Source organism: Paraburkholderia diazotrophica (assembly GCF_900108945.1).
Classification (GTDB): Bacteria; Pseudomonadota; Gammaproteobacteria; order Burkholderiales; family Burkholderiaceae; genus Paraburkholderia; species Paraburkholderia diazotrophica.
The window spans coordinates 36,208-58,018 of the sequence record NZ_FNYE01000040.1; the positions used below are offsets into that span (position 1 = coordinate 36,208).

Here is a 21,811-nt window from a genome sequence, read left to right on the forward strand (position 1 = left end):
GAACAGCCGCTGCATTAGGGTTTGACAGCATGCGAATATTTTTTTCGCGCAAAAGCAGCGGTATATACTGCCCCGCATGAATCGCGCGCTATCGCTTTCGAGCGCGACACCGCTTTGCCAACGGGAGAATCTCATGGGTATCTTTGCAGGCTGGAAGTGTCGTCTCGCGATGGTGGCGTTCTGCGCTGCCGCATCCGTGGCCAGCGTGAGCGCGCACGCGGAAGACCAACTCGCGAAGGTCAAGAAAGCGGGCGAACTGGTCGTCGGCACGGAGATGCAGTTCGCGCCGTTCGACTTCCTCGAAAACGGCCAGCAGGCGGGCTTCAACAAAGACCTGTTCGCCGAAGTCGGCAAAGAGCTCGGCGTGAAGGTACGCTTCATCGATCTCCCGTGGCCGAGCGTGCTGCCCGGACTCGAAGCGGGCAAGTTCGACATGGTCGGCGGACCGCTCACCGTGACGAAGGCGCGCATGGAGCGCTACACGTACACGCTGCCCGTCGCCGATGCCACCGACGCACTGCTCAAGCGCGCGAACGACACGTCGCTCAAGCAGTCGTCGGATATCGTCGGCAAGACGGTGGGCGCGGGCAAAGGCTCCGCACAGCTCGACCAGTTGAAGGCGTACATCGCGACATTGCCGAAGCAGCCCGAAGTGCGCGAATACGTCGACAACAACCAGGCCTATGCGGATCTCGCAGCGGGCCGCATCGCGGCAGTCGCGAACTCGATGACGAATATCGCGTACGTCGCGAAGCAACGGCCCGAAACGTTTGCTGTCGTCACGCCGCCATTCGGCGCAAAGGTGTACTTCGCGTATTGCCTGCGCAAGGACGCGGACAGCAAGCCGCTCGCCGACGCGTTCAACGCAGCGCTCGTCAAGATGCACAACGACGGCCGCCTCGCGTCGCTGCAAAAGAAGTGGTTCGGCGTGACGATGGACGCGCCGACCACGATGCCCACGCCCAACTATTGATGCCCTGAGTCGCGCGCGGCGCGTCGGAGGAAATCACGCACGCGACGCGCCGCCCACATGTCCTTTGTTGCAGGTATCAGGCCATGTTCAGCGCCCACGTTTTCGCTCAAGGTTTTCCGCTGCTGTTGCAGGCCGCGCTCGCGACCATCGGCATTTCGCTGACGGGTCTCGTGATCGGCTTCTTCGTCGCGATCGGCGTGTGCTCGGCGCGGCTGTCATCGAATGCGTTCGCGCAACGCTTCGGCGGTGCGTACGTGTTCTTCTTTCGCGGCGTGCCGATGCTCGTGCAACTGCTGCTCGTCTATTACCTGCTGCCGTTTGTCGGCATCAACGTGTCGCCGATCGTCGCCGCGATCAGCGCCGTGTCGCTGTGCTCGGCGTCGTATATCGCGGAGATATTGCGCGGCGGCTTCATGAGCATTCCGCCAGGACAGATCGAAGCGGCGCGCATGCTCGGCCTTTCGCCCATCGATATGCTCCGGCGCATTCAGGTGCCACAGGCGTTCCGGATGACGCTGCCTTCGCTCGTCAACGAAATGGTGCTGCTGATCAAGGCGTCGTCGCTGATCTCCGTCGTCGGCGTGGCCGAGCTGACGCGCACCGCGCAGAACATCGCGGCAAGCACGTACCGGCCACTCGAAGCGTATCTCGCGGCGGGGCTCATCTACTTCGTGATCTGCGGCGCGCTCGCGCTCGTCGCGCACGCCGCCGAGCAACGCCTCGCGCAGACCTGAGGGCCGAACGATGCAGCAATTCGATTCCACCGTCATCACGCACAATCTGCAACCGATCGCCGCCGGACTTGCGACGACGCTCGGCACGTGGCTCGCCGGTGTCGCCATCGGCATCGTGCTCGGCTTTCTGATCGCCGTGTTGCAACTCTTTTGCGGCCGCTGGGTGCGCGGCATCCTGCGCGTATATATCGAACTCTTTCGCGGCACGCCGTTTCTCGTGCAACTTTTTTTGCTCTACTACGGCGGGCCGTCCATCGGGCTGACGCTCGAACCGTTGACGGCCGGCGTGCTCGGACTCGGCCTTTACGGCAGCGCCTATTTCGCGGAAGCGTTCCGCTCCGGATTTCAGTCGATACCGCGCGGCCATCTCGAAGCCGCGTCGTGTCTCGGCCTCACGCGCTGGCAAGCGGTGCTGCGCATCCAGGTGCCGCAAATGCTCGTGCTGATCGTGCCCGCGCTGACCAACCTGATCATCGTGCTCAGCAAGGAAACGGCCGTGCTGTCGATCGTCACCGTGCCCGAGCTCACGTTCGTGCTGACGGGCATCGGCTCGGCGACGTTCGCGTTCGTCGAAACGCTGCTCGTGTTGTGCGTGTGCTACCTCGCGCTCGTCGAGCTGACGTCGCGCGCGGGCATGTGGGCCGAGACGCGCATCGCCCGCTTCATGGCCTGAACGTCAATCGCAAGCGTGAACGGAAATCAAGGTTCATCATGAATGCACTCGTCGACATGCCTGCTTCCTCCCATCTCGGTTCGATGCGATCCGGCAATGCACCACTGATCGAAGTGCGCGATCTGCGCAAGCGCTTCGGCGACGTCGAAGTGCTGCGCGGCGTCGATCTCGACATCAATCGCTCAGAGGTGGTCTGCATCATCGGACCGTCGGGCTCGGGCAAGAGCACGCTGTTGCGCTGCCTCGCCGCGCTGGAGACTTACGACCAGGGCGATGTGCGCATCGAAGGCGAACTGCTCGGCTATAACGAACGCAACGGCAAGCGCGTGCGCGCTTCGCAAGGCGAGATCAACCGCGTGCGCCGCAACGTCGGCATGGTGTTTCAGCAATTCAATCTGTGGCCGCATATGACGGCGCTCGGCAACGTAATGGAAGCGCTGCTGCGCGTGCGCCATCTGTCGCACGACGCCGCAAAGCAGCGCGCAAACGCGATGCTCGACACCGTCGGCCTCGCGCACAAGGGCGATGCCTATCCGGCGAAGCTATCGGGCGGCCAGCAGCAGCGCGTGGCGATTGCACGCGCGCTCGCGATGGAGCCGCACATCATGCTGTTCGACGAGCCGACGTCGGCGCTCGATCCAGAACTCGTCGGCGAAGTGCTGCAAGTGATGAAGCAGCTTGCGCGCGACGGCATGACGATGGCCGTCGTCACGCATGAAATGGGCTTCGCGGCGCAAGTCGCGGACAAGATCGTCTTTATCGATCAGGGGCGCATCGCCGTTCAAGGCAAGCCGCACGACGTCTTTCACGACGGGAACCAGCCACGCCTTCGACAGTTCCTGCAAAACTATTTCGACCGCAATGCATTCTGGTCGCGCGGCAGCGATAGCGCGGAACCGGCATGAACACGTTTTGACGAGGCGCCGCGATGCCCGCCCCCGCCGTCCGCGACAAACTCCGCGCACGCGCGCTTGCGAAGACGCGCAAGCCTCGCGACCCGAATGCGCATGCGGCGAATGCGGCGGCCGCGATTGCAACGGCTTTGGCATCCGATGCGAAGAACGCGCAACCCGCCGCGCGATACGAGCAGGTCAAGCAATACATCCGTCACACGATCGAATCGGGCGAACGCCGCGCGGGCGAGCGCATCCCATCGGAACTCGATCTCGTCGCGTCGCTCGGCGTATCGCGAATGACGGTGAACCGCGCGCTGCGCGAGCTTACGGATGAAGGACTGTTGACGCGCGTATCGGGCGTCGGCACGTTCGTCGCCGAAACGAAGCCGCAATCGACGCTGCTGATGATTGCGCATATCGGCGACGAGATCCGCTCGCGCGGTCACGAATACAGCTATCAGACGGTGCTCACGCGGCGCGAAGTGGCGCCCGTCAATGTGTCGAATGCGTTGGGCTTGCCGCCCGGCGCTTCAGTGTTTCATGTGATCTGCGTGCATCGCGAGAACGGTTTGCCCGTGCAACTCGAAGACCGTTACGTGAACCCCGCCATCGCGCCGGATTTCATCGAGCAGGATTTCTCGGTCACACGTCCTTCCGAATATCTGTTCAGCGTCGTGCCCGCGCACGATGTCGAGCACATCGTCGATGCCGGACTGCCGACGCGCGCCGAAGCCGAGCTGCTGCAGATCGCGACCGAAGAGCCGTGCCTCACGCTGATGCGCCGCACGTGGACGAGCGGCGTCGCGGTGACGTTCGCGCGCTTCGTGCACCCGGGCTCGCGATACCGGCTGGGCTGCCGCTTTGCGCCCGATACGTCGCAGCGGCAGGGCTAGCCCGGAGAAAAATTCAGACGTTCCCGGCCAGATGAAAGCGCGACGCCGGATGCCACAGCTGCACCGATGTCGCGACCTGCTCGCCGACCCAGGTCCTGCGCCACAGCATCAGACAAGGCTCGCCGATCTCCATCATCAGATGGCGGCGCACATGCGCATCGGGCTTTTGCGCATAGATGCGAAACTCCGCGCGCTGGATCGGCGCAAGACGCACCATGTAATGATTCGGCGTTTCCACCGTGAAGTCCTGATCCAGATACTCGGGAAACACGCGCGGATTCACGTAGCGGTCTTCGTATTGAATCGGCTCGGCCTCTTCGTAGTGCACGATGCGCGAATGGAAGACGGGGCCTTTCGCGAGCCCGAGCGCATCGACGGCCAGCGGATCGTCGCTCGATTCGAGTGCGAGCACGCGCGCCGAATGCCGATGCCCGCGCGCGGCGATTTCATCGGCGATATTGCGGATTTCGAGCACCGTCGATTCGTAACGCTGCGGCGCGACGTAGGTGCCTGAACCCTGCACGCGCGTCAGCACGCGTTCCGTCGTGAGCTCACGCAACGCGCGCGAGACCGTCATCCGCGCGACGCCGAACTCCTTCACCAGCTCCGCTTCCGAAGGGATCAATCCGCCCGGCTTCCATACGCCCTCTTCGATCTGCGCAATCACGTAGCGCTTGATCTGCTCATACGCAGGCAATGCTTTTGCCGGCGTCGTGCGCATAGCGGCCGTTCTACTGTCCTCTGTCTCCAGGTGCCCGTTTATCGTCATGTTCTCATCACCTCGTGGGTTGAACTCGCGAGCTCAATGCATTAGTTCAATGCATCAGTTCGATGCCGCAGCCGTGCCTCGTTGCGGCACACCGATAAGCGCGCCGCCGAATCCTCCATGTGCGCCGTGGCACTTCATCATGCGGCCGACTGCGGCGCCTGTTGCGCGATAGCGGTCGGATCGTTCGCGGCACGCGTGACAAAGCCGCCATGATCGTCGAGTGCAGCGCGATTGCCATGCGTCGCCGTCGAATGCAGATCGCCCGAATTCGGCGGCACCGGCGGCGCTGCCTCGCCGATCATCCGGAACGCGGCCGCCATGTCGTCGGCGAGCGGCCGGTCGTCGCGATACGTCGGCACGGTCGCGCGCACGCGGCGCCACAATGCGTCCGTGTGCGGCGCGCGCGGCGCGTCGACGGATTGCAGATCGTATGCCTGCGCCGCCGCCAGCAATTCGATCGCGACGATGCGGCCTGTGTTGTCGACGATCTCCAATGCCTTCAGCGCGGCAGGCGTCGCGTGACATAGATGATCTTCCTGCAAGCCCGACGTGATGCCGCCATCCAGGCTCGCAGGCGCGGCCAGCCGCCGGTTCTGCGCGACGAGCGACGCGGCCGTGTACTGCGCGATCATGAAGCCCGAACACGTGCCGCCCGGCTCTGCGAGAAACGCCGGCAAGCCGCTCACGAGCGGGTTCACGAGCCGGTCGAGGCGCCGTTCAGCCATCGCCGCGACTTGCGCGATTGCCGTCGCGAGGCTGTCCATCGCGAGCGCAATCGATGCGCCCACGGCATGCGCCTGCGAATACACACGCGGCGCATCCGGCGTGCCCGCGACGATCGGGTTGTCGGTAATCGACGCCAGCTCGCGATTCACGACATCGGATGTTGCGTCGAGCACATCGCGCGCCGCGCCGTGCACGTGCGGAATCGTGCGCATCGACAGCGGGTCTTGCGTGCGCTGCCCGACCACGGAAGCAAGAATGCCGCTATCGGCGAGCGCATTGCGCATCCGTTCGCCGACGAGATTCAAACCCGGCGACACGCGCAGCGCGAGCGAATCGGCGTCGAACGCGGCGAGTTGTCCGCGCAGATTTTCGAAGCTCATCGCGGCGATCGCATCCGTCCAGTCGAGCACGCGCTCGGCGCGCGCCAGCGCAAGCGCGGCGAGGCCCGTCACGCACGGCGTGCCGTTGACGAGACTCAGTCCTTCTTTCGCTTCGAGCACGAGCGGCTCGCGCTTCAGACGCCTGAGCGCCTCGCTTCCGGTGAACCGTTCATTGCCGCAACGCACGTGTCCTTCACCGATGCACACCAGCGCGATATGCGCCATATGGCTCAGATAGCCAACCGAGCCGAACGCTGGCACTTCGGGGATATATCCGGCATCGAGCAGCGCGACGAGCTGATCGACGACTTCGAAACGGACGCCCGAGTGCCCGTGCGCGAAGTTGTTGACGGCGGCCGCGATGATCGCGCGCGTTTCCCCGACGCCGAGCGGCGCGCCGACACCGACGGCATGGCTCATCAGAATGTTGCGCGACAGCGTGCGCTGTTCGGACAGCGACACGATCACATCGCACAGCGCGCCCACACCCGTATTCACGCCGTACGCCCGAATGCCGCGCTCGACGATCTGCTCGACGAGCACGCGCGCCGCCGCGATGCGCTCGCGCGCGGCATCGGAAAGCACGAGCGGCTCACCGGCCGCAACCGCGGCCAGTTCGCGCCAGTTCAAGGGACGGTCGGTACGGGTGATAGCCATGATGTTGCCTTTTTCGTGCGAGTACGTGCGCGTTCGTGCGTTTCGTGCGTTTGCTCTTTTGTATGTCTCAGGTTCCAGCGCGACGCTCGCCCTAGTTGGTCGTGCGCGAATGATGGCTCGACACGAATTGCCGGAAACGCTCGGACTTCAGTTCGCCGAACACTTCGTCGGGCGTGCCGTCGCATTCGGTTTGCCCTTGATGCAGGAACATCACGCGATTCGACACGTGCCGCGCAAAGCCCATTTCGTGCGTGACGACGAGCATCGTGCGGCCTTCTTCCGCGAGCGAGCGCATCACGCGCAACACTTCGCCGACCAGTTCGGGATCGAGCGCGGAAGTCGGCTCGTCGAACAGCATGACCTTCGGATGCATCGCGAGCGCGCGCGCAATCGCGACGCGCTGCTGTTGGCCGCCTGACAGATGCGCCGGATAATGCCCGCGCTTTTCGGCGAGACCGACCTTCGCGAGCAGCGCTTCCGCCTCTTCGACGGCTTCCGCGCGGCTGCGCTTCTGCACGCGCATCGGCCCTTCGATCAGGTTTTCGAGCACCGTCATGTGCGACCACAGGTTGAAGTTCTGGAACACCATGCCGAGTTGCGAGCGGATGCGATCGACCTGCTTGCGGTCGTCGGGCTGCAGCTTGCCGTCCTTGCGGCGCTTCATCGTCAGCGTCTCGCCGGCGAGCGCGACGCTGCCGTCATCGGGTGTCTCCAGCAGGTTCAGGCAGCGCAGAAACGTGCTTTTGCCCGAGCCGCTCGCGCCGAGAATCGAAATGACATCGCCTTCGTGCGCGTCGAGCGAAATGCCCTTCAATACGTGATGGTCGCCGAACGACTTGTGGATATTCTTGACCGACAATGCAACGGGTGCCGTAGCGTTCATGTAATTCTCCGGAATGGGCCGTCAGGGTGCGGCACGACGTGCTTCGGTAGCGGGCGGCATCGCGCGCGGCGCTGCGTTCACGGGCATCGCGCGCAGATGGCGCGACAGACGCCGTTCGAGCAAGCCGAGCAGACGCACGACGACGAAGTTCAGGAACAGATAGATCAGTGCGGCGCAGACGAACACTTCCGTCGTGCGATACGTCTGCTGGATGATCTGCTGCGCGACGCCCGTCACTTCCCACACGGTGACGAGACTCGCGAGCGCCGTCGACTTGACGAGCAGCACGGCCTCCGTCGAATACGCGGGCAGGCACTGGCGCAATGCAATCGGACCGATGATCCGGCGCAGAAGCGCAAAGCCGGACAGGCCGATCGAATAGCCCGCTTCGATCTGTCCGACGGGCACGGCCATCAGGCCGCCGCGAATGATCTCCGCCGTATAGCCCGCCGTGCACAGCGCGAGTGACAGCACGGCGCACACATACGGCTCGCGCAGCACGGGCCACAGAAAGCTCTCGCGGATCACGCCGAACTGGCCGAGCCCGTAGTAGACGAGAAACATCTGGATCAGCAGAGGCGAGCCGCGAAACACGAGAATGTACGTGCGCGCGAAGCGGTTCGGCAGCCAGTGCGGCGACACGCGCATCGTGACGATCACGAGCGACAGCAAACCGCCCAGCACCAGCGACGAGAAGAACAGGCCCAGCGTGGTCGGCACGGCGGCGAGCAACTGACGCAGCGTGTCGAACAGAAAGTCGAAATCGAAAGACATGTTGGCGCTCCGTCGTCAGTTGCGCGCGAAGTTGCGCCGGAAGGATCGGCCCACGCGTGCCTCCGCGTGATTGAAGACGCGGTTCGAGATGCCCGTCATCACGAGATACAGTGCGCCGCCCACGACAAAGAACAGGAAGTACTGATGCGTCGAGCCCGCTGCGATCTGGCTTGCGCGCAGCAGTTCGGCGAGGCCCGTCACCGAGATCAGCGCGGAGTCCTTCAGGCTCAGTTGCCACACGTTGCCGATGCCCGGCAATGCGAAGCGCAGCACTTGAGGAATGAGGATGCGGCGCGCCATCGTCATGGTCGGCATGCCGATCGAACGCGCCGCTTCGAGTTCGCCTTTCGATACTGCGAGCACGGCCGCGCGATAGACCTCCGCCTGGTACGCGCCCGAGATCATGCCGACGGCCAGCGCGCCGATCACGAATGGCGGCACGCCGACGAAGCCTTCGGCGCCGAACCATTGGCCGACCGTCGTCACGAGCGTCGAGCCGCCGAAGTAGAACAGATAGATGACGAGCAGTTCGGGCACGCCGCGAAACACCGTCGTGTACAGATCGCCGAGCACGCGCGCGGTGCGAAAGCGCGACAGCTTCGCGGCCGCGACGATCGCGCCGAATACCGCGCCGACTGCGAGCGCCGCGAGCGTCAGCGCGACGGTCATCAATGCCGCGAGCAGCAGTACGCCGCCCCAGCCTTCCTGCCCGAAGCCGAGCGTCTCGATCAGAGCCATGCCCTACTCCTCATCCGTGCTTTCGTTGACAGATCCGCTTCGCCATATCGACGAAGCGGATCGCTACAGCAAGTGCGCGCGCCGCTCGCGCAGCGACGCGCAACCGCCTTCGATCAAGGCGTGACGTCGGTCTTGAACCACTTGGCCGAGAGCTTCTTCACGGTGCCGTCGGCGAGCGCCGCGGCGATGGCCGTGTCGAACTTCGCCCGCAAATCGGCGTCCTGCTTGCGGAACGCGAGGCCTTCGCCCGGACCCCAGATCGGGCCGCCGATCTTGGGGCCCGCCATTGCGATCTGCGCGGATTCCTTCTTGTCGGCGTTCGCCGCGTAATAGGTCACGTCGTCGAACGATGCGTCGATGCGGCCGTTCGCAAGGTCGAGATCACGTTCCGGCGAGGTCTTGTACACGCGGATCGTCGCGATGTCCTTGAAACCGTCGTTGATGAACTTCGTATAGACGGTGCCCGACTGGATGCCGATCGTCTTGCCCTTCAACTGCTTGCGCAATGCGTCGACGGTCGGCTGGTCGGCCTTTGCGTCGCCCGTCAGCTTGACGACGGGTGTCGTCGGCGATGCCTTCGGCAGGATCTTCGTATCGGACACGGCGAACGTCGCGGGCGTCGCTGCATACGGACGCGAGAAGGCAATGATTTTTTCGCGCTCGGGCGTGATCGAGATCGCGTCCATCAGCACGTCGAACTTGCCCGCCTGCAGGCCCGGAATCATGCCGTCCCAATCCTGTGCAACCAGGTTGCACTGAAGCTTGATGCGCTCGCACAGGTTCGCGACCAGCTCGGGCTCGAAGCCGCCCAGCTTGCCGCCCGGCAACGTGAGATTCCACGGCGCGTAGCCGCCTTCCAGTGCGATCGTCACGGACTTCCATTCCTTCGCCTGAGCAGGCGCGCCGACCAATGCCGCAGCGCTCAGAACCGCGCCCAACACTGCCTTCGACAACGCAGTGCGGTTTGACTTCTTCACCTTCACGTCGAATCTCCTTTTCGTTTGAGCGGGTGCCGCCGCTTCCCGCGTGCCGGACATGTATAGACAAGTTTGCATGAGGTCAAAAATCATCGCAACTGGATTCGCCAAAAATAATTGAATTATTCGGGTAAGCCCCTACGAACAAGGGCTCGCGGGCGGGCAATGCGCACCTGCACGTGTATGAAGGGTTTGCGTCAGGCTGGTGCAGCTGACTAGACAGGTTCGCGATTTGCGCGGTGCGTGCATGCACCGCGAGCGAGCGCCGCAAGCCTGCGCCGAGAGCGTGTGCCGAATTCGAGCCGCCGCGCCTCGTGCGCGACACGAACGATCGGTTCATATCTTCTATGACGGCACCGTACTCTTGCGCCTGGTCTGCCCATCTCCAGGGCGCTGCTTCATCAGACGCGCGCATTGTCGGCGCGCGCGTGCGTTATCCGGATGTTCAGCGCACGCAGCGATAGTTGGTCTCCCGTCGTGAGGTCCAGAGCGGCGGCCGTCGCCGCACTACATCGCATGCACTCGCGGCCGGTCGTGTCCGCGAGACAAAAAAATTTCCGCGTGCCGGGAATGAAATCCAAAGCCGCCGTGTTTGTGTCGATGTAGCAAGCAGATTCGAACCAGAACTCATCGCAGGACAAAGACTCGACAGCCGTAAATTCAGCAGTTGATTCCGCAGTTGGAGTAGCGTTTTTATAGCCTGATCCAAGCAGTCCATATCGAACCTTATTACTTCGGATACCGAATTTATTTCGGCCCATTCATTCAAGGAGTCTCATCATGAAGAAGATCTTCGTTTGTCTCGCAGTCGCAGCCGGCGCACTGGCCGCTCCCGCTCTGAGCTTCGCGCAATCGAACGGTCCCGTCACACGCGCCGAGGTCCGCGCCGATCTCATTCGCGTCGAACAGGCGGGCTACCAGCCGGGCCGCGCGAACGACATCGACTACCCTGCCGACATCCAGGCCGCCGAAGCGAAAATCGCCCCGCAGGACAGCGCGAAGTCGGGCAACGACGCCGTCGGCGGCGTCGCGCAGACGGGCACCTCTTCAGGCAAGCCGGCGCGCACCGCGATGGGCAACGGCGACAGCAACTGCGTCGGCCCGGTGAGCTACTGCAACATCTTCTTCGGCAGCTAAATGGCGCGCACATGACCCTGCGCCGCCGCTGTCCGGCGCAGGGCCGCGCCAGCATCCTGTTTTGTTCTGGTCACTTTCTTGTGATCGATTTCCGGAGTCTCTTGTGAAAACTTCGTTGCACGTAGCCACGGCGCTTGCGTTGTCCGCCGGCCTTCTCGCTTCGTCGGGCGCGATGGCGCTGGACGCACAGCCCGCTCATGCACCCGTCGGGAATATCGTCCTGGTTCACGGCGCATGGGTCGATGGCTCGGGCTGGAAGCCCGTCTACGACATCCTGACGAAAGACGGGTATCACGTCAGCATCGTGCAGGAGCCGCTGTCCTCGCTTGACGCCGATGTCGCCGCGACCGAACGCGTTCTCGATCTGCAGAACGGTCCGACGATTCTCGTGGGCCACAGCTATGGTGGCTCCGTGATCACGGAAGCGGGCGTTCATCCGAACGTGGTCGGGCTCGTCTATGTTGCCGCGCATGCGCCGAATGTCGGCGAGGACGAAGGCGCGCTCGGCAAGAACATGCCGAGCTACACATCGAAGCAAACAGGCGCCGTCGAAAAGACAAAAGACGGTTACACCTACCTGAACCCTGCCGTCTTTCCGAAGGACTTCGCCGCCGACCTGCCGCTCAAGAAAGCCGCGTACGAATCGCACGCGCAGATTCTCACAGCCGCGCAGGTGTTCTCGACACCGCTGACGGCCGCCGCATGGACGACGAAACCGAGCTGGGGCATCGTCGCCGCCGACGACAAGATCATCAGCCCCGATCTCGAGCGCTGGTACTACGCGCGTGCGCATAGCCACACGACGGTGATTGCGGGTGCGAGCCATTCGGTATACGAGTCGCGCCCGCAGCAGGTGGCGGCCGTCATCGAAGACGCGGCGAAACACGCGCAGCAGTAATCGCGGGGATCGAAGCAATCGCAGCCGGCGCCTTGTGCACGTCATGCATCATCGCGCGCCGGCCTGCGCATTGCCTGGGTGAAAATCAGTGAGGCAGCGGGTGATCGCTTCAGTCGAACACAGTTGCAGCTCACTTGCAGCTCAGTCGCCGCTCAGTTGCCAAAGTAGATATCGCATTGCGTGCCCGTCGAGCACTTGCGCGAATGCGGCATCGCCTTGCCCGACGACGTCATGCCCGTATCCATCGAGCCCCCGTACGACATATCCGTCGTCGCCTGCGCCGACGCATTCGCGTTGTTCTGCATCGTCGCTTTCGATGCGTCGCTGCTCTGCGCCACATCATCCGCCATTGTCGCGACAGGCACGGCCAGCAACAGCGCGCCCGCCATCGGTAACGCCATCAGGATCTTCATGTCGAACTCCTTCATGCAGACGGAACGCGACAGTCGTCCATCGCGATCCGCCGGACGCTCATGCAACGCTCGCGTGACGGGCATCGTTTCGATCGTTTCGAGCGAGCGCGAAACTGCGCGCAGCAGCCATCCGCGCCGCAGCGTGCCATATGTTGTGTACGCGATTGATCGGACAGCCCCCGAGTCTGTCGGGCGGCGCAGCACGGCGCGAAGAGGCCGGGATGGAGTGGTTCGAATGCCGGCTGCGCAGAGAAGATCCGCGCTGCTGCTTCTGTTATAGACCTTCGCCGCGAGACTGCAATGGTGTGTCGCTGCATTGCAATGCGACGCGCATCGGCAAGCGTTGCGCGCCGCGTCGGTTCTTTTTATCGCAGGTTCGTCTTCGCCAGCTCGACGATTTCATCGCCGCGTCCGTTGAGAATCGCGCGCAACATGTAGAGGCTGAAGCCCTTGGCCTGCGAAAGCTCGATGGTCGGCGGCATCGCGAGTTCGTGCCTGTCGGTGACGACATCGACGAGCGCCGGCCCCTGATGCGCGAACGCCTGCTTCAGCGCCTCTTCGAGTTCTTCCGATTCCTCGACGCGAACCGAGAAAATGCCCGCACCTTTCGCGATTTGCGCAAAATCGGTCTTGCTCAAGTCGACGTTCGTGTCGAGATAGCCGCCCGCTTTCAGTTCCATCGACACGAAGCCGAGCAGACTGTTGTTGTACACAACGACCTTGATGGGCAGATCGAGCTGGCGCGCGGTCAGCAGATCGCCGAGCAGCATCGACAGGCCGCCGTCGCCCGACAGCGATATCACCTGCCGCCCCGGATGCGCCGCCTGCGCGCCGAGCGCCTGCGGCATCGCATTCGCCATCGACCCGTGATTGAACGAGCCATGCAGTTGCCGCTTGCCGTTCATCGTCAGATAGCGCGCGGCCCATAGCGTCGGCGTGCCGACGTCGGCGGTGAAAATCGCGTCGTCGCTGGCGGCTTCGTCGATCATCCGCGTCAGATACTGCGGATGAATCGGGCGGCCCGGATCGGAAGGCGTCGCGAGTTCGTCGAGGTCGCGGCGCGCTTCCTGGTAGTGCGCCGTCGCCATGTCGACGAACGTGCGGTCGTCCTTGCGCTTCAGTTTCGGCAGCAGCGCGGCGACCGTCTCCTTCACCGTGCCCACGAGCCCCATCGCGAGCGGCGCACGCCGCCCGAGTTGCGAACCCCTCCAGTCGATCTGCACGACCTTCGCATCGGGCGGATAAAACGGCCGGTATGGAAAATCGCAGCCGAGCAGCAGCAGCACGTCGCACGACATCATCGCGTGATAGCCGGAGCTGAAGCCGAGCAGACCCGTCATGCCGACGTCGAACGGATTGTCGTATTCGATGAACTGCTTGCCGCGCATCGCATGGACGATGGGCGCGCCCAGCGTGTCCGCGAGCTTCACCACTTCGTCGTGCGCGCCCGCGACGCCGCTGCCGCACATGATCGTCACCGCTTCGCAGTCGTTGAGCATCGTCGCGAGGCGCGCGAGTTCGCTGTCGGGCGGAAGGACTGCGGACGGCGCAGTCGGATTCCACACGGGCGCCTGCGACGGCCCTTCGCTCAGCGCGATATCGCCCGGCAGCACGATCACCGCGACACCGCGCTGTTCGATCGCCGTGCGCATCGCGCGTTCGAGCACGCGCGGAAACTGGGATGCGTTCACGACCAGTTCCGCGAAGTGGCTGCACTCCTTGAAGACTTCCGTCGGATGTGTTTCCTGAAAGTACCCGAGGCCGATTTCCGTCGACGGAATGTGCGCGGCAATCGCGAGCACCGGCTGGTGGCTGCGATGGCAGTCGTAGAGCCCGTTGATCAGGTGCAGGTTGCCGGGGCCGCAACTGCCCGCGCATACGGCAAGCTGGCCGCTCGACGCGGCCTCGGCACCCGCCGCAAATGCGGCCGCTTCTTCGTGACGCGTATGCATCCAGCGGATCGAGCCGACCTGATCGAGACTGAACGCCAAACCGTTGAGACTGTCGCCTGTCACGCCCCAGATGCGTTTGACGCCTGCTGCGGCGAGCGTCTTTGCAAGGTAATCCGCAATCGTGTTCCTGGCCATGAACGTTCCTCGTTGCGATGAGTTTGCGATGGCTGCTGGTGCTTCCGTTCGTCGTGTCTTTCGTCGGCATGCGAGCGGAGCTTGCAACGGCCTGACGCAGTGGGGCGAAGCGCGGTCACCAGACGTGCGGCAAGAACCGATAGCGCACGCGTGCCGCGTATTGCGCATAGCCTTCGAGCTGCGCGCACAGCATGCGTTCTTCGAGCACCGCGCGATACGCGAGCGCCGCGACGAGCAGCGGCACGCATGCGAGGCCCCACCACGAGCCGAGCATCAGCGGCGTGCCGGCGAGAAACAGAATGGCCCACGCATACATCGGATGACGCACGTATGCATACGGCCCGCTGTCGCTGACCTTGTGGCCGCGCTCGGCCTGAATCTTCACGACGGGCGCCGCAAAACTGTTGGCGCGAAACACAGAGCGCATCGCGACCATGCTGACCAGAATAGCAAGCGCACCGACGGCCTGCAGCCAAGGGCCCATCGACGACGAGTGAAAGTGCCGCGCGTCGAGTCCCATCAGCACGAGCCACGCGCACCATCCGATCGCGACGCACACGAGAAAGACCTTGTCCCACGCGCTCTGGCCGCGCTGCGAGAACGAGCCGAGCCGCTCCGCGAGCAGCGCTGGGTCGTAGCCCGCGAGCCACACGCCGATCCACAAACCGAGCCCGCCGAGCTCGATCAGATAGCACCACGCGGCCGGCCACGCGAGCGTATTCGCCGCGCCGAACAGCAGCACGCCCATGAAGGCGATCCACAGCACGTTCTGGATGACGAGACGCGCGATCATCGTTGGTGCCTCGCTCGAATGTCAGACGCGTGTCAGCCGGATGTCAGGCGGGCTGGCTCGCCGTCGACACGCGCCTGTAGATGTCGGCCACGTCGATGTCGCCGAGCTCGATCAGGAACGTGTCGCGCAGACATGTTTCGAGTTCGTGCGCGCTCTCGATGCGGCGCTCGATCGCTTCGCCGTCTTTCGAGCGCGCGGTGAGCCTGTCGTTGAACAGCGTGAGCCGCCCTTCCGGCGTCACGCGGCACACGACGAGACTCGTCGTGAAGAACGACGAGGGATGCGTCGACGTGTACCAGTTCGACACTTCGTAATCGATCCACTCCGCGCGCTGCAGATCGAAGCGATAGGTCTTGAGCCACGTCTCGCCCGATTGCACTTCGAGATCGAACGAACCTTGCGAAGCATCGGCGAGACGGAACGGCTCGTGTGTGGTCTGTTGCGCGACGCCTGTTTGCAGGCGCAACGGCGATGTCAGCGTGACGGCGCCGAAGCCGACGTCGGCGATCCACGGCTGATCGTCGACGCTCACGCGCAACACCATATGCGTGCGCGGCGTGATCGCGTCGGGCTCGCGATTCCACAGCACGCGCGCGATCATCGGCGTCACGTCGAAGCCGAGCTGCATCAGCACATGCGCGAACAGCCCGTTCTGCTCGAAGCAATAGCCGCCGCGCCGCCGCTCGATCAGCTTGTCGACGATCGCGGACAGTCCCAGATCGACGCGCCGGCCCGTCAACGGGTCGAGGTTTTCGAAGGGAATCGACAGCGGATGCAGACGTTGCAGATCGCGCAACACGTCGAGCGTCGCGGCCTGCGGGCCCGTGTAGCCGATGCGCCTGAAATAGCGGTCGAGATCGAGTGTGCTGGACATCGGGTTCTCCTTGTCGAGTTGCGGTTGTCGACTGTCGCGTTGCCCATGAGCATGCTGTGTGAAGCGCATGCCTCATGCAGCGCGATGCGTCGTGCGCCATCGAATTGAAAGCGTATCTTCATTGCTGCGTGCGATGCGTAAAGTCCCACAACGCCTACGCCCATTCATACCCGATCGATCATCACGCGGCGCATCCGCTCGCGACAAGTCCGCCCATCGCAAACCTCAAAAGCCCTTCAGCGCCGAAGCCGCAATGGAGGGCACGCTGATGCCGTGGCTCGTCGCGTACTGCACGGCCGCGCTCAGCGTCGATGCAAGCGACTGCAACTGCCCCGGCGCCGACTGCGCGATATACGACGCCGCTTGCGCCGACTGCGGATTCATGCCCGATTGCAGCAGCGACGAGGGGCTCATTTGCCCGATGCTGCCGAGGCTCGACTGCAGGCTCGAATACTGGCTCACGCCCTGCCCGAGCGATGCAAGGCCATTGGAGAACGCCTGCTTGTCGATGGGCTTTGACGATCCCGATGACGACCGGCTCGCGAATGCCTGCGTGAGTGTCTGCGACAGCGACTGCTGCGTGCTGCCGACCTGCGACAGCTGACTCACCGAAGGCGTGCCGCCGCTCAACAGGCCCGACGCCTGCTGCGCCTGGCTCGCCGCGCTCGACAACCCCATCGCCGATGCGAGGCTCGACTGGCCGCTCAATACCTGCTGGTTCGCGCCGACATAGTTCTGCAGAAGCTGTGAAATGCCGTCCGACGAAGCAGCCGCTCCCGCGTTGCCGGCTCCATTGCCCGACGAGTTGCCGCCGCCGATGCCGAACTGTTGCAGGTTCAGCTGCGCGAAAGCGGCGCTGCTCACGAGCAGGCCCGTAGCGAGTAGCGCTGTGGAAACAATGCGTGTCTTCATGGGTGGCCCTCCTGTCATGTGATCGATACGTGACGTTCGTCGCGGATGCGTGTCGAGTTCGTCGCGACCGTTTCGTCGATTGTGTCGCTTCGACACGCGGACCCGGCTCGCGTTCGCGTTTTCGTCAGACCCAAGGCCGCGTGGCAAATCGCGAGCCTGCCCCTGGAAAGCCTCACACAATGCGACGCGCCTCACGCGGCTCGCGGGCCGGCGCGCGCACCGACAGGTCCTGCACCATTTGCGCGGCGAGATAGTCGCAAGTCGGCCGGTCCGACTTCGCGCTGCGCGCAACGACGATGTCGAGCGGCTCGATCGTCGGCAAGCCCTGCTCGGCGCCGAGGATCGCGAGCCGCGGCGGCACGCTGCAACGTGCGAGCGCGATCACCGAAAGGCCCGCATCGACGGTCGCGACGAGACCGCTCAGGCTCGCGCTACTGTACGCGGCGCGATAGCGGACGCGGGCGCGGTCGAGCGCGGCCAGCGTGTTCGCGCGCGCGACGCAGCCGGGCTCGTAAAGGCCCACGGGCAACGGCGAAACGTTGAGCACGGGCGTATCGGCGGATGCGCCCACCCACACCATCGGCTCGCTGCGCACGAATTCGCCGCGCAGCTTGCGGTCGCGCGTAACGAACGCGAGATCGATCTTGTTGTCCGCGAGCATCGGCGCGAGCGCCGTGCTCTGCGCGCAGACGATCTCGATCTCCACATGCGGATACAGGTTCGAAAAGCGCCGCAATACCGGCGACAACAACGACGACACGTAATCGTCCGGCGCGCCGAGCACCGCGCGCCCCGTCACTTCGGGCCGCACGATCGCCGACCATGCCTCCTCGTGCAGATCGATCACGCGCCGCGCGTATTCGAGCAGCGTGTTGCCCGGACGTGTCAGCGAAAGATTGCGCGTATCGCGAGCAAAAAGCGTCGTACCGAGCATGCGCTCCAGCCGCTTGATCTGCATGCTGACGGCCGCCTGCGAGCGATGCACGGAGACGGCCGCCTTCGTGAAGCTGCCCGCCTCGACGACGGCGACGAAGGTGCGCAACAGATCGACGTCGAACTCGGGATGCATGATTCATCAATCCGGCTTATGGAATTTCTCAATTTTATTCGTTTGTCACGCGAAGGCAACGCATCGATACTCGGATGCATTCGACCACTCAAAGCAGCTCACAGTAAGGAGCCGTTTGCCATGCCGTCCCTGTCGCCGCTATCGCTCAGCCGAAGCCAGCAAGGCGCGCTCACGCTTGCCAGCGGCGGCCTGTTGATGGGCACGATCGGCGTATTCGTCGAGGAAGCGCGGCTCGGCGCGCTGACGCTCGTGTTCTTCCGCTGTCTGTTCGGCTTCATCTCGCTCGCCGCATATTGCGCGTGGCAAGGCTACTTCGCGCGCCGCCATTTCACGCGGCGCACCGTTGTGCTCGCGATGCTGTCCGGCGTGCTGATGGTCACGCAATGGGTCTGGTTCTTCGATGCGATCCATCGCACGAGCATCGCCGTCGCGACCGTCGTGTTCCATGTGCAGCCGTTCTGGGTCGTGCTGATCGGCGCGGCGCTGTTCAATGAGCGGCTCGGCATCGACCGGCTCGGCTGGATCGCGACGGCGTTCGTCGGACTCGTGCTCGCGTCGGGTGTCGCGGCGACGGGCGCGCTGCAAGGACATGCGAGCTACCTGATCGGCATCGGCGAGGCGCTCGCGGGATCGGTGCTGTATGCGAGCGTCACGCTGATCGCGAAGAGTCTCGGCGAACTGCGCCCGCATCTGCTGACGCTCGCGCAATGCGCCGTCGGCGTCGTGTGCTTGCCGTTCATCGCGCCGCTGGGCGCGGAGCATATCGCGCCAGCGCAATGGTTCTGGCTGATCGGCATGGGCGTGCTGCATACGGGGCTGTCGTACGTGCTGATCTACGGCGCGCTGCCGAAGCTCACGACGCCCGTGATCGCCGTGCTGCTGTTCGTCTATCCGCTGACGGCAATCGCCGTCGATGCGATGGTCTACGGACGCGCGCTCAGCCTGCCGCAGATGGGCGGCATGGCACTGATCGTGATCGCGAGCCTGGGCGTGAATCTCGGCTGGCCGCTGCTGTCGGCGTTGCGCATCCAGAAGCCGGGGCACGCGCGGCGCTGAGCGTCTCGTGCGAAAGCAGAAATGCAACGCGGCGCATCGAGGCGCCGCGTTTGCATGGAGAGACTGATCTCAACGAGAGACGCCGTTACTGCGGCTGATCTTAGCCGTTCGTCTCCGGCGCAGTTCGCACGGACAAACCGATCGGAAAAAGAGAACCCGTTACTGCGGCAACTCTTAGCCGTTCGTTTCCGGCGCAGTTCGCACGGACAAACCGATCGGGAAAAGAGGACCCGTTACTGCGGCAGCTCTTCGCCCTTCGTTTCCGGCGCAAACGGAATGATGAACAGGCCGACGATGAACGCAACCGCCGTCAGCGCGACGGGCACGCCGAGCGTATGCATGTTCAGCACGGCCGCGCCGAGCAGGAAGTTCACGCCCGCGCCGACGAAGCGGCCGAACGACGTGCAGAACGCAAACGCCGTCGCGCGCACGCGGGTCTCGAACTGCTCCGGCAGCCACAGGCTGAAGAGCGCGAAGTTGCCGCCGAAAAAGCCGAGCACGAAAAGCCACGCGATGAACGGCGCGAGTCCGTTCGGCAGATAGAACGCCCAGCCGAAGCTGCCGATGATCGACACGGCCATGCCCGCAAAATAGACGGCGAGCGTCTTCTTGCGGCCGATGCGTTCGGCGAGCGGCGGCAGCGCGAGACAGCCGAGAATCGTGCCGATCGACAGCAGGCCCGTCGCCATCGACGCCATCTTCATCGCTTCCGGCTTCGACATGCCGGCGCGCGCCGCGAGCTGGATCACGGCCGACGGCTCATACACGGCGCCCGCCCACAAGCCGATGATCGCGATGGTCAGCAGCGCACAAGCGACCCACGTGCGGCGGCGATAGGTCCGCCCAAAGATCTCGCGCATCGGCTTAACGTGCACCACGTCGCGCGCTTCCGCCTTCTGCCATTTGTCCGACTCCTTCACGCGCGTGAGGATCATGATCGCGACGAACACGGGCACGGCGCCCGTCAGGAACATCGCGCGCCAGCCGAAGTGCACGCCGACCGTGTAGTTGAGCGCGGCGGCCAGGAAGAAGCCCGCGTAATAGCCCGTCTGCAGGTAGCCCGCGCCCATCTTGCGCCGGTCCTCGGGCCACGACTCCGCGACGTAGGTGCCCGCCAGCGCCCACTCGCCGCCGATGCCGACGCCCGCAATGAAGCGGAAGATGCCCAGCTCCCACACGTTGTGCGCCGTCGCCGACAGCCCGGTGAAGATCGCGAACGTGAAGATCGTGCCCGCCAGCACTTTCGTGCGGCCGAAGCGGTCCGCGAGCGGCCCCCAGATGAACGACAGCCCCCACCCGACAAGGAAAAGCGCAAACAGGATCGAACCGGCCAGGCCGACGTTCGCAGGCGTTGCCGCATAGCCCGAGCGCGGCAGCAACTCGGTCAGCGCGGGCGTCAGCACCAGCGCATAGATGAACGAGTCCATTCCGTCCAGCGTCCAGCCGGCCCAGGCGCCCCAGAATCCGGCAATCTGCGACCGGTTGAGCGGTGTACGCTGCCGGAGGGTTCCTGCCCGGTCCGATATCGATGAATTCATGCTCCTGCTCCTCCAAGTGCTACGGTTGGATTGCGTGACTGTCACGACGCAGCGGCTCCCCTGCAGGCGGCTTAGGCCGCATGCGCGAGTCGACGCGCGTCAGCGTCGTGCCTTCTGAAAAACCCCGGGTTTGTCCCGCTGGAAATTGTTCGTTTTTATATATAATATTTGATGTCATGAACGACGCAACCGATGGTTTTCCCCTGGAGAGCGCTTCGCGCGCTCCTCTTCTGCCGACGGCGCACACGCCGCGGGCCAGCACGCCGCGCGTGATCGCGGAAGCGCTGCGCGCGGCGATCATCGACGGCACGCTCGCGCCCGGCGCGCCGCTGCGCCAGGACGCGATCGCGCGCCACTTCTCGGTCAGCGCGATTCCTGTGCGCGAGGCCTTGCGTCAGCTGGAAAGCGAAGGCTGGGTCAAGGTCGAGATGAACAAGGGCGCGACCGTCGCGCGGCTGACGCCCGACGAAGCGCGCGAGATCTATGAAATCCGCTCGGCGCTCGAAAGCCTCGCGATTGCGCTCGCGATTCCGAACCACACGGCCGCGACACTCGCCGAAGCGGCCGCGCTGTGCAGCGCGGCCGAGCGCGAGCCGGACCCGGCTCTTTACGTCACGCGCAACGAGGCGTTCCACACGTGCCTTTACGCGCCCGCGAACCGCCCGCAACTCGCCGAGATGATCTCGTCGCTGCATCGGCGCGGCGAGCGCTATCTGCGGCTTAAGTTCGGCCTGCCCGAGTACAAGGGCGCGTCCGATGCCGAGCACGCCGAGATTCTCGCCGCCGTCGAGCGCAAGGACATCGCGGCCGCTCAAGCGCTCGTGTCCGCGCACCTGTTGGGCACGGGCGAGTTTGTCCATCGTTTCTTGACGGAGCGCGCGCAAGCCGAAGCCGCCGAGGCAGCCCCGCGCCGACGGCGCGGACGGCCCGCGCGCACTCCATCCACTATCGGGAGTTGAAG

23 protein-coding genes are annotated in these 21,811 nt (G+C 64.2%); 10 read left to right on the forward strand and 13 right to left on the reverse strand.

Annotated elements, in window-relative coordinates; all coding sequences use genetic code 11:
* Positions 1-133 precede the first annotated feature (133 nt).
* The 5 genes from BMW76_RS32820 to hutC (BMW76_RS32840) all read left to right on the forward strand — a co-directional run bounded on the left by BMW76_RS32820 (position 134) and on the right by hutC (BMW76_RS32840) (position 4,169).
* Positions 134-973: a transporter substrate-binding domain-containing protein gene (locus BMW76_RS32820; protein WP_090872840.1), complete on the forward strand. Its 840-nt coding sequence runs from the start codon at positions 134-136 to the stop codon at positions 971-973.
* An 83-nt stretch (positions 974-1,056) separates the two neighbouring features.
* Positions 1,057-1,707 (forward strand): amino acid ABC transporter permease, encoded by a 651-nt coding sequence (locus BMW76_RS32825; protein WP_090872842.1) that lies wholly within the window; start codon positions 1,057-1,059, stop codon positions 1,705-1,707.
* A 10-nt stretch (positions 1,708-1,717) separates the two neighbouring features.
* Complete coding sequence (locus BMW76_RS32830; RefSeq protein WP_090872844.1) at positions 1,718-2,380, forward strand: amino acid ABC transporter permease; 663 nt, start codon at positions 1,718-1,720, stop codon at positions 2,378-2,380.
* Positions 2,381-2,418: 38 nt separating this feature from the next.
* The gene (locus BMW76_RS32835) at positions 2,419-3,285 is read left to right on the forward strand and encodes an amino acid ABC transporter ATP-binding protein (protein ID WP_090872846.1); all 867 of its coding nucleotides are present in this window, start codon (positions 2,419-2,421) and stop codon (positions 3,283-3,285) included.
* 23 nt (positions 3,286-3,308) lie between these two features.
* Positions 3,309-4,169 (forward strand): histidine utilization repressor, encoded by an 861-nt coding sequence (gene hutC / locus BMW76_RS32840; RefSeq protein ID WP_245763476.1) that lies wholly within the window; start codon positions 3,309-3,311, stop codon positions 4,167-4,169.
* A 13-nt stretch (positions 4,170-4,182) separates the two neighbouring features.
* On the opposite strand, the gene hutC (BMW76_RS32845) is transcribed toward hutC (BMW76_RS32840), so the two are convergent.
* From hutC (BMW76_RS32845) to BMW76_RS32865, 5 genes are all read right to left on the reverse strand, one after another.
* Positions 4,183-4,938 carry a histidine utilization repressor gene (hutC, locus tag BMW76_RS32845; RefSeq protein WP_090872848.1) on the reverse strand — a complete coding sequence of 252 codons (756 nt, stop codon included), beginning with the start codon at positions 4,936-4,938 and terminating at the stop codon, positions 4,183-4,185.
* A 137-nt stretch (positions 4,939-5,075) separates the two neighbouring features.
* The gene (locus BMW76_RS32850) at positions 5,076-6,701 is read right to left on the reverse strand and encodes an HAL/PAL/TAL family ammonia-lyase (protein ID WP_090872850.1); all 1,626 of its coding nucleotides are present in this window, start codon (positions 6,699-6,701) and stop codon (positions 5,076-5,078) included.
* A gap of 91 nt (positions 6,702-6,792) precedes the next feature.
* The gene (locus BMW76_RS32855) at positions 6,793-7,584 is read right to left on the reverse strand and encodes an ABC transporter ATP-binding protein (protein ID WP_090872853.1); all 792 of its coding nucleotides are present in this window, start codon (positions 7,582-7,584) and stop codon (positions 6,793-6,795) included.
* A gap of 21 nt (positions 7,585-7,605) precedes the next feature.
* Complete coding sequence (locus tag BMW76_RS32860; RefSeq protein WP_090872855.1) at positions 7,606-8,358, reverse strand: ABC transporter permease; 753 nt, start codon at positions 8,356-8,358, stop codon at positions 7,606-7,608.
* A 15-nt stretch (positions 8,359-8,373) separates the two neighbouring features.
* Positions 8,374-9,096 carry an ABC transporter permease gene (locus BMW76_RS32865; RefSeq protein ID WP_087732357.1) on the reverse strand — a complete coding sequence of 241 codons (723 nt, stop codon included), beginning with the start codon at positions 9,094-9,096 and terminating at the stop codon, positions 8,374-8,376.
* On the opposite strand from BMW76_RS32865, the gene BMW76_RS42535 reads away from it, so the two are divergent.
* Positions 9,095-9,220: a hypothetical protein gene (locus BMW76_RS42535; protein ID WP_281248575.1), complete on the forward strand. Its 126-nt coding sequence runs from the start codon at positions 9,095-9,097 to the stop codon at positions 9,218-9,220. The genes BMW76_RS32865 and BMW76_RS42535 overlap by 2 nt on opposite strands.
* Here BMW76_RS42535 and BMW76_RS32870 read toward each other — a convergent pair.
* Positions 9,210-10,079 carry a transporter substrate-binding domain-containing protein gene (locus BMW76_RS32870; RefSeq protein WP_090872915.1) on the reverse strand — a complete coding sequence of 290 codons (870 nt, stop codon included), beginning with the start codon at positions 10,077-10,079 and terminating at the stop codon, positions 9,210-9,212. The genes BMW76_RS42535 and BMW76_RS32870 overlap by 11 nt on opposite strands.
* 774 nt (positions 10,080-10,853) lie before the next feature.
* Between BMW76_RS32870 and BMW76_RS32880 the strand changes: the two genes are divergently transcribed.
* Positions 10,854-11,210 carry a DUF4148 domain-containing protein gene (locus tag BMW76_RS32880; RefSeq protein WP_090872859.1) on the forward strand — a complete coding sequence of 119 codons (357 nt, stop codon included), beginning with the start codon at positions 10,854-10,856 and terminating at the stop codon, positions 11,208-11,210.
* Between the two features lie 103 nt (positions 11,211-11,313).
* Positions 11,314-12,108, forward strand: coding sequence for an alpha/beta fold hydrolase (locus tag BMW76_RS32885; RefSeq protein ID WP_090872861.1), 795 nt, complete (start codon positions 11,314-11,316; stop codon positions 12,106-12,108).
* Positions 12,109-12,260: 152 nt separating this feature from the next.
* Here the strand turns inward: BMW76_RS32885 and BMW76_RS32890 are convergent, their stop codons facing one another.
* The 6 genes from BMW76_RS32890 to BMW76_RS32915 all read right to left on the reverse strand — a co-directional run bounded on the left by BMW76_RS32890 (position 12,261) and on the right by BMW76_RS32915 (position 18,256).
* Entirely contained in the window at positions 12,261-12,521 is a 261-nt protein-coding gene (locus BMW76_RS32890; protein WP_090872917.1) for a hypothetical protein, read from the reverse strand.
* A gap of 365 nt (positions 12,522-12,886) precedes the next feature.
* Complete coding sequence (poxB, locus tag BMW76_RS32895) at positions 12,887-14,608, reverse strand: ubiquinone-dependent pyruvate dehydrogenase (RefSeq protein ID WP_090872863.1); 1,722 nt, start codon at positions 14,606-14,608, stop codon at positions 12,887-12,889.
* Positions 14,609-14,723: 115 nt separating this feature from the next.
* The gene (locus BMW76_RS32900) at positions 14,724-15,401 is read right to left on the reverse strand and encodes a methyltransferase family protein (RefSeq protein WP_090872864.1); all 678 of its coding nucleotides are present in this window, start codon (positions 15,399-15,401) and stop codon (positions 14,724-14,726) included.
* A gap of 43 nt (positions 15,402-15,444) precedes the next feature.
* Positions 15,445-16,275 (reverse strand): arylamine N-acetyltransferase family protein, encoded by an 831-nt coding sequence (locus BMW76_RS32905; protein ID WP_090872866.1) that lies wholly within the window; start codon positions 16,273-16,275, stop codon positions 15,445-15,447.
* A gap of 225 nt (positions 16,276-16,500) precedes the next feature.
* Entirely contained in the window at positions 16,501-17,187 is a 687-nt protein-coding gene (locus tag BMW76_RS32910) for a hypothetical protein (protein WP_090872868.1), read from the reverse strand.
* A 172-nt stretch (positions 17,188-17,359) separates the two neighbouring features.
* Positions 17,360-18,256 carry a LysR family transcriptional regulator gene (locus BMW76_RS32915; RefSeq protein WP_090872870.1) on the reverse strand — a complete coding sequence of 299 codons (897 nt, stop codon included), beginning with the start codon at positions 18,254-18,256 and terminating at the stop codon, positions 17,360-17,362.
* Between the two features lie 120 nt (positions 18,257-18,376).
* Between BMW76_RS32915 and BMW76_RS32920 the strand changes: the two genes are divergently transcribed.
* The gene (locus BMW76_RS32920) at positions 18,377-19,312 is read left to right on the forward strand and encodes a DMT family transporter (RefSeq protein ID WP_090872872.1); all 936 of its coding nucleotides are present in this window, start codon (positions 18,377-18,379) and stop codon (positions 19,310-19,312) included.
* A gap of 233 nt (positions 19,313-19,545) precedes the next feature.
* Here BMW76_RS32920 and BMW76_RS32925 read toward each other — a convergent pair whose 3' ends face one another.
* Positions 19,546-20,850 carry an MFS transporter gene (locus BMW76_RS32925; RefSeq protein WP_090872874.1) on the reverse strand — a complete coding sequence of 435 codons (1,305 nt, stop codon included), beginning with the start codon at positions 20,848-20,850 and terminating at the stop codon, positions 19,546-19,548.
* A gap of 176 nt (positions 20,851-21,026) precedes the next feature.
* Here BMW76_RS32925 and BMW76_RS32930 point away from each other — a divergent pair, with 176 nt between their 5' ends.
* Entirely contained in the window at positions 21,027-21,809 is a 783-nt protein-coding gene (locus tag BMW76_RS32930) for a GntR family transcriptional regulator (protein ID WP_090872876.1), read from the forward strand.
* The last annotated feature ends 2 nt before the right edge of the window (positions 21,810-21,811 follow it).

What these genes read in the sequence shown, in the direction of transcription:
- BMW76_RS32880 (WP_090872859.1), top strand. Translation starts at nt 10,854, where the DNA reads ATGAAGAAGATCTTCGTTTGTCTCGCAGTCGCAGCCGGCGCACTGGCC.
- BMW76_RS32925 (WP_090872874.1), bottom strand. Translation starts at nt 20,850, where the DNA reads ATGAATTCATCGATATCGGACCGGGCAGGAACCCTCCGGCAGCGTACA.
- BMW76_RS32890 (WP_090872917.1), bottom strand. Translation starts at nt 12,521, where the DNA reads ATGAAGATCCTGATGGCGTTACCGATGGCGGGCGCGCTGTTGCTGGCC.
- BMW76_RS32900 (WP_090872864.1), bottom strand. Translation starts at nt 15,401, where the DNA reads ATGATCGCGCGTCTCGTCATCCAGAACGTGCTGTGGATCGCCTTCATG.
- BMW76_RS32910 (WP_090872868.1), bottom strand. Translation starts at nt 17,187, where the DNA reads ATGAAGACACGCATTGTTTCCACAGCGCTACTCGCTACGGGCCTGCTC.
- BMW76_RS32830 (WP_090872844.1), top strand. Translation starts at nt 1,718, where the DNA reads ATGCAGCAATTCGATTCCACCGTCATCACGCACAATCTGCAACCGATC.
- poxB (WP_090872863.1), bottom strand. Translation starts at nt 14,608, where the DNA reads ATGGCCAGGAACACGATTGCGGATTACCTTGCAAAGACGCTCGCCGCA.
- hutC (WP_245763476.1), top strand. Translation starts at nt 3,309, where the DNA reads ATGCCCGCCCCCGCCGTCCGCGACAAACTCCGCGCACGCGCGCTTGCG.
- BMW76_RS32835 (WP_090872846.1), top strand. Translation starts at nt 2,419, where the DNA reads ATGAATGCACTCGTCGACATGCCTGCTTCCTCCCATCTCGGTTCGATG.
- BMW76_RS32855 (WP_090872853.1), bottom strand. Translation starts at nt 7,584, where the DNA reads ATGAACGCTACGGCACCCGTTGCATTGTCGGTCAAGAATATCCACAAG.
- BMW76_RS32850 (WP_090872850.1), bottom strand. Translation starts at nt 6,701, where the DNA reads ATGGCTATCACCCGTACCGACCGTCCCTTGAACTGGCGCGAACTGGCC.
- BMW76_RS32865 (WP_087732357.1), bottom strand. Translation starts at nt 9,096, where the DNA reads ATGGCTCTGATCGAGACGCTCGGCTTCGGGCAGGAAGGCTGGGGCGGC.
- BMW76_RS32825 (WP_090872842.1), top strand. Translation starts at nt 1,057, where the DNA reads ATGTTCAGCGCCCACGTTTTCGCTCAAGGTTTTCCGCTGCTGTTGCAG.
- BMW76_RS32930 (WP_090872876.1), top strand. Translation starts at nt 21,027, where the DNA reads ATGAACGACGCAACCGATGGTTTTCCCCTGGAGAGCGCTTCGCGCGCT.
- BMW76_RS32820 (WP_090872840.1), top strand. Translation starts at nt 134, where the DNA reads ATGGGTATCTTTGCAGGCTGGAAGTGTCGTCTCGCGATGGTGGCGTTC.
- BMW76_RS42535 (WP_281248575.1), top strand. Translation starts at nt 9,095, where the DNA reads ATGCCCTACTCCTCATCCGTGCTTTCGTTGACAGATCCGCTTCGCCAT.
- BMW76_RS32905 (WP_090872866.1), bottom strand. Translation starts at nt 16,275, where the DNA reads ATGTCCAGCACACTCGATCTCGACCGCTATTTCAGGCGCATCGGCTAC.
- BMW76_RS32915 (WP_090872870.1), bottom strand. Translation starts at nt 18,256, where the DNA reads ATGCATCCCGAGTTCGACGTCGATCTGTTGCGCACCTTCGTCGCCGTC.
- hutC (WP_090872848.1), bottom strand. Translation starts at nt 4,938, where the DNA reads ATGACGATAAACGGGCACCTGGAGACAGAGGACAGTAGAACGGCCGCT.
- BMW76_RS32920 (WP_090872872.1), top strand. Translation starts at nt 18,377, where the DNA reads ATGCCGTCCCTGTCGCCGCTATCGCTCAGCCGAAGCCAGCAAGGCGCG.
- BMW76_RS32860 (WP_090872855.1), bottom strand. Translation starts at nt 8,358, where the DNA reads ATGTCTTTCGATTTCGACTTTCTGTTCGACACGCTGCGTCAGTTGCTC.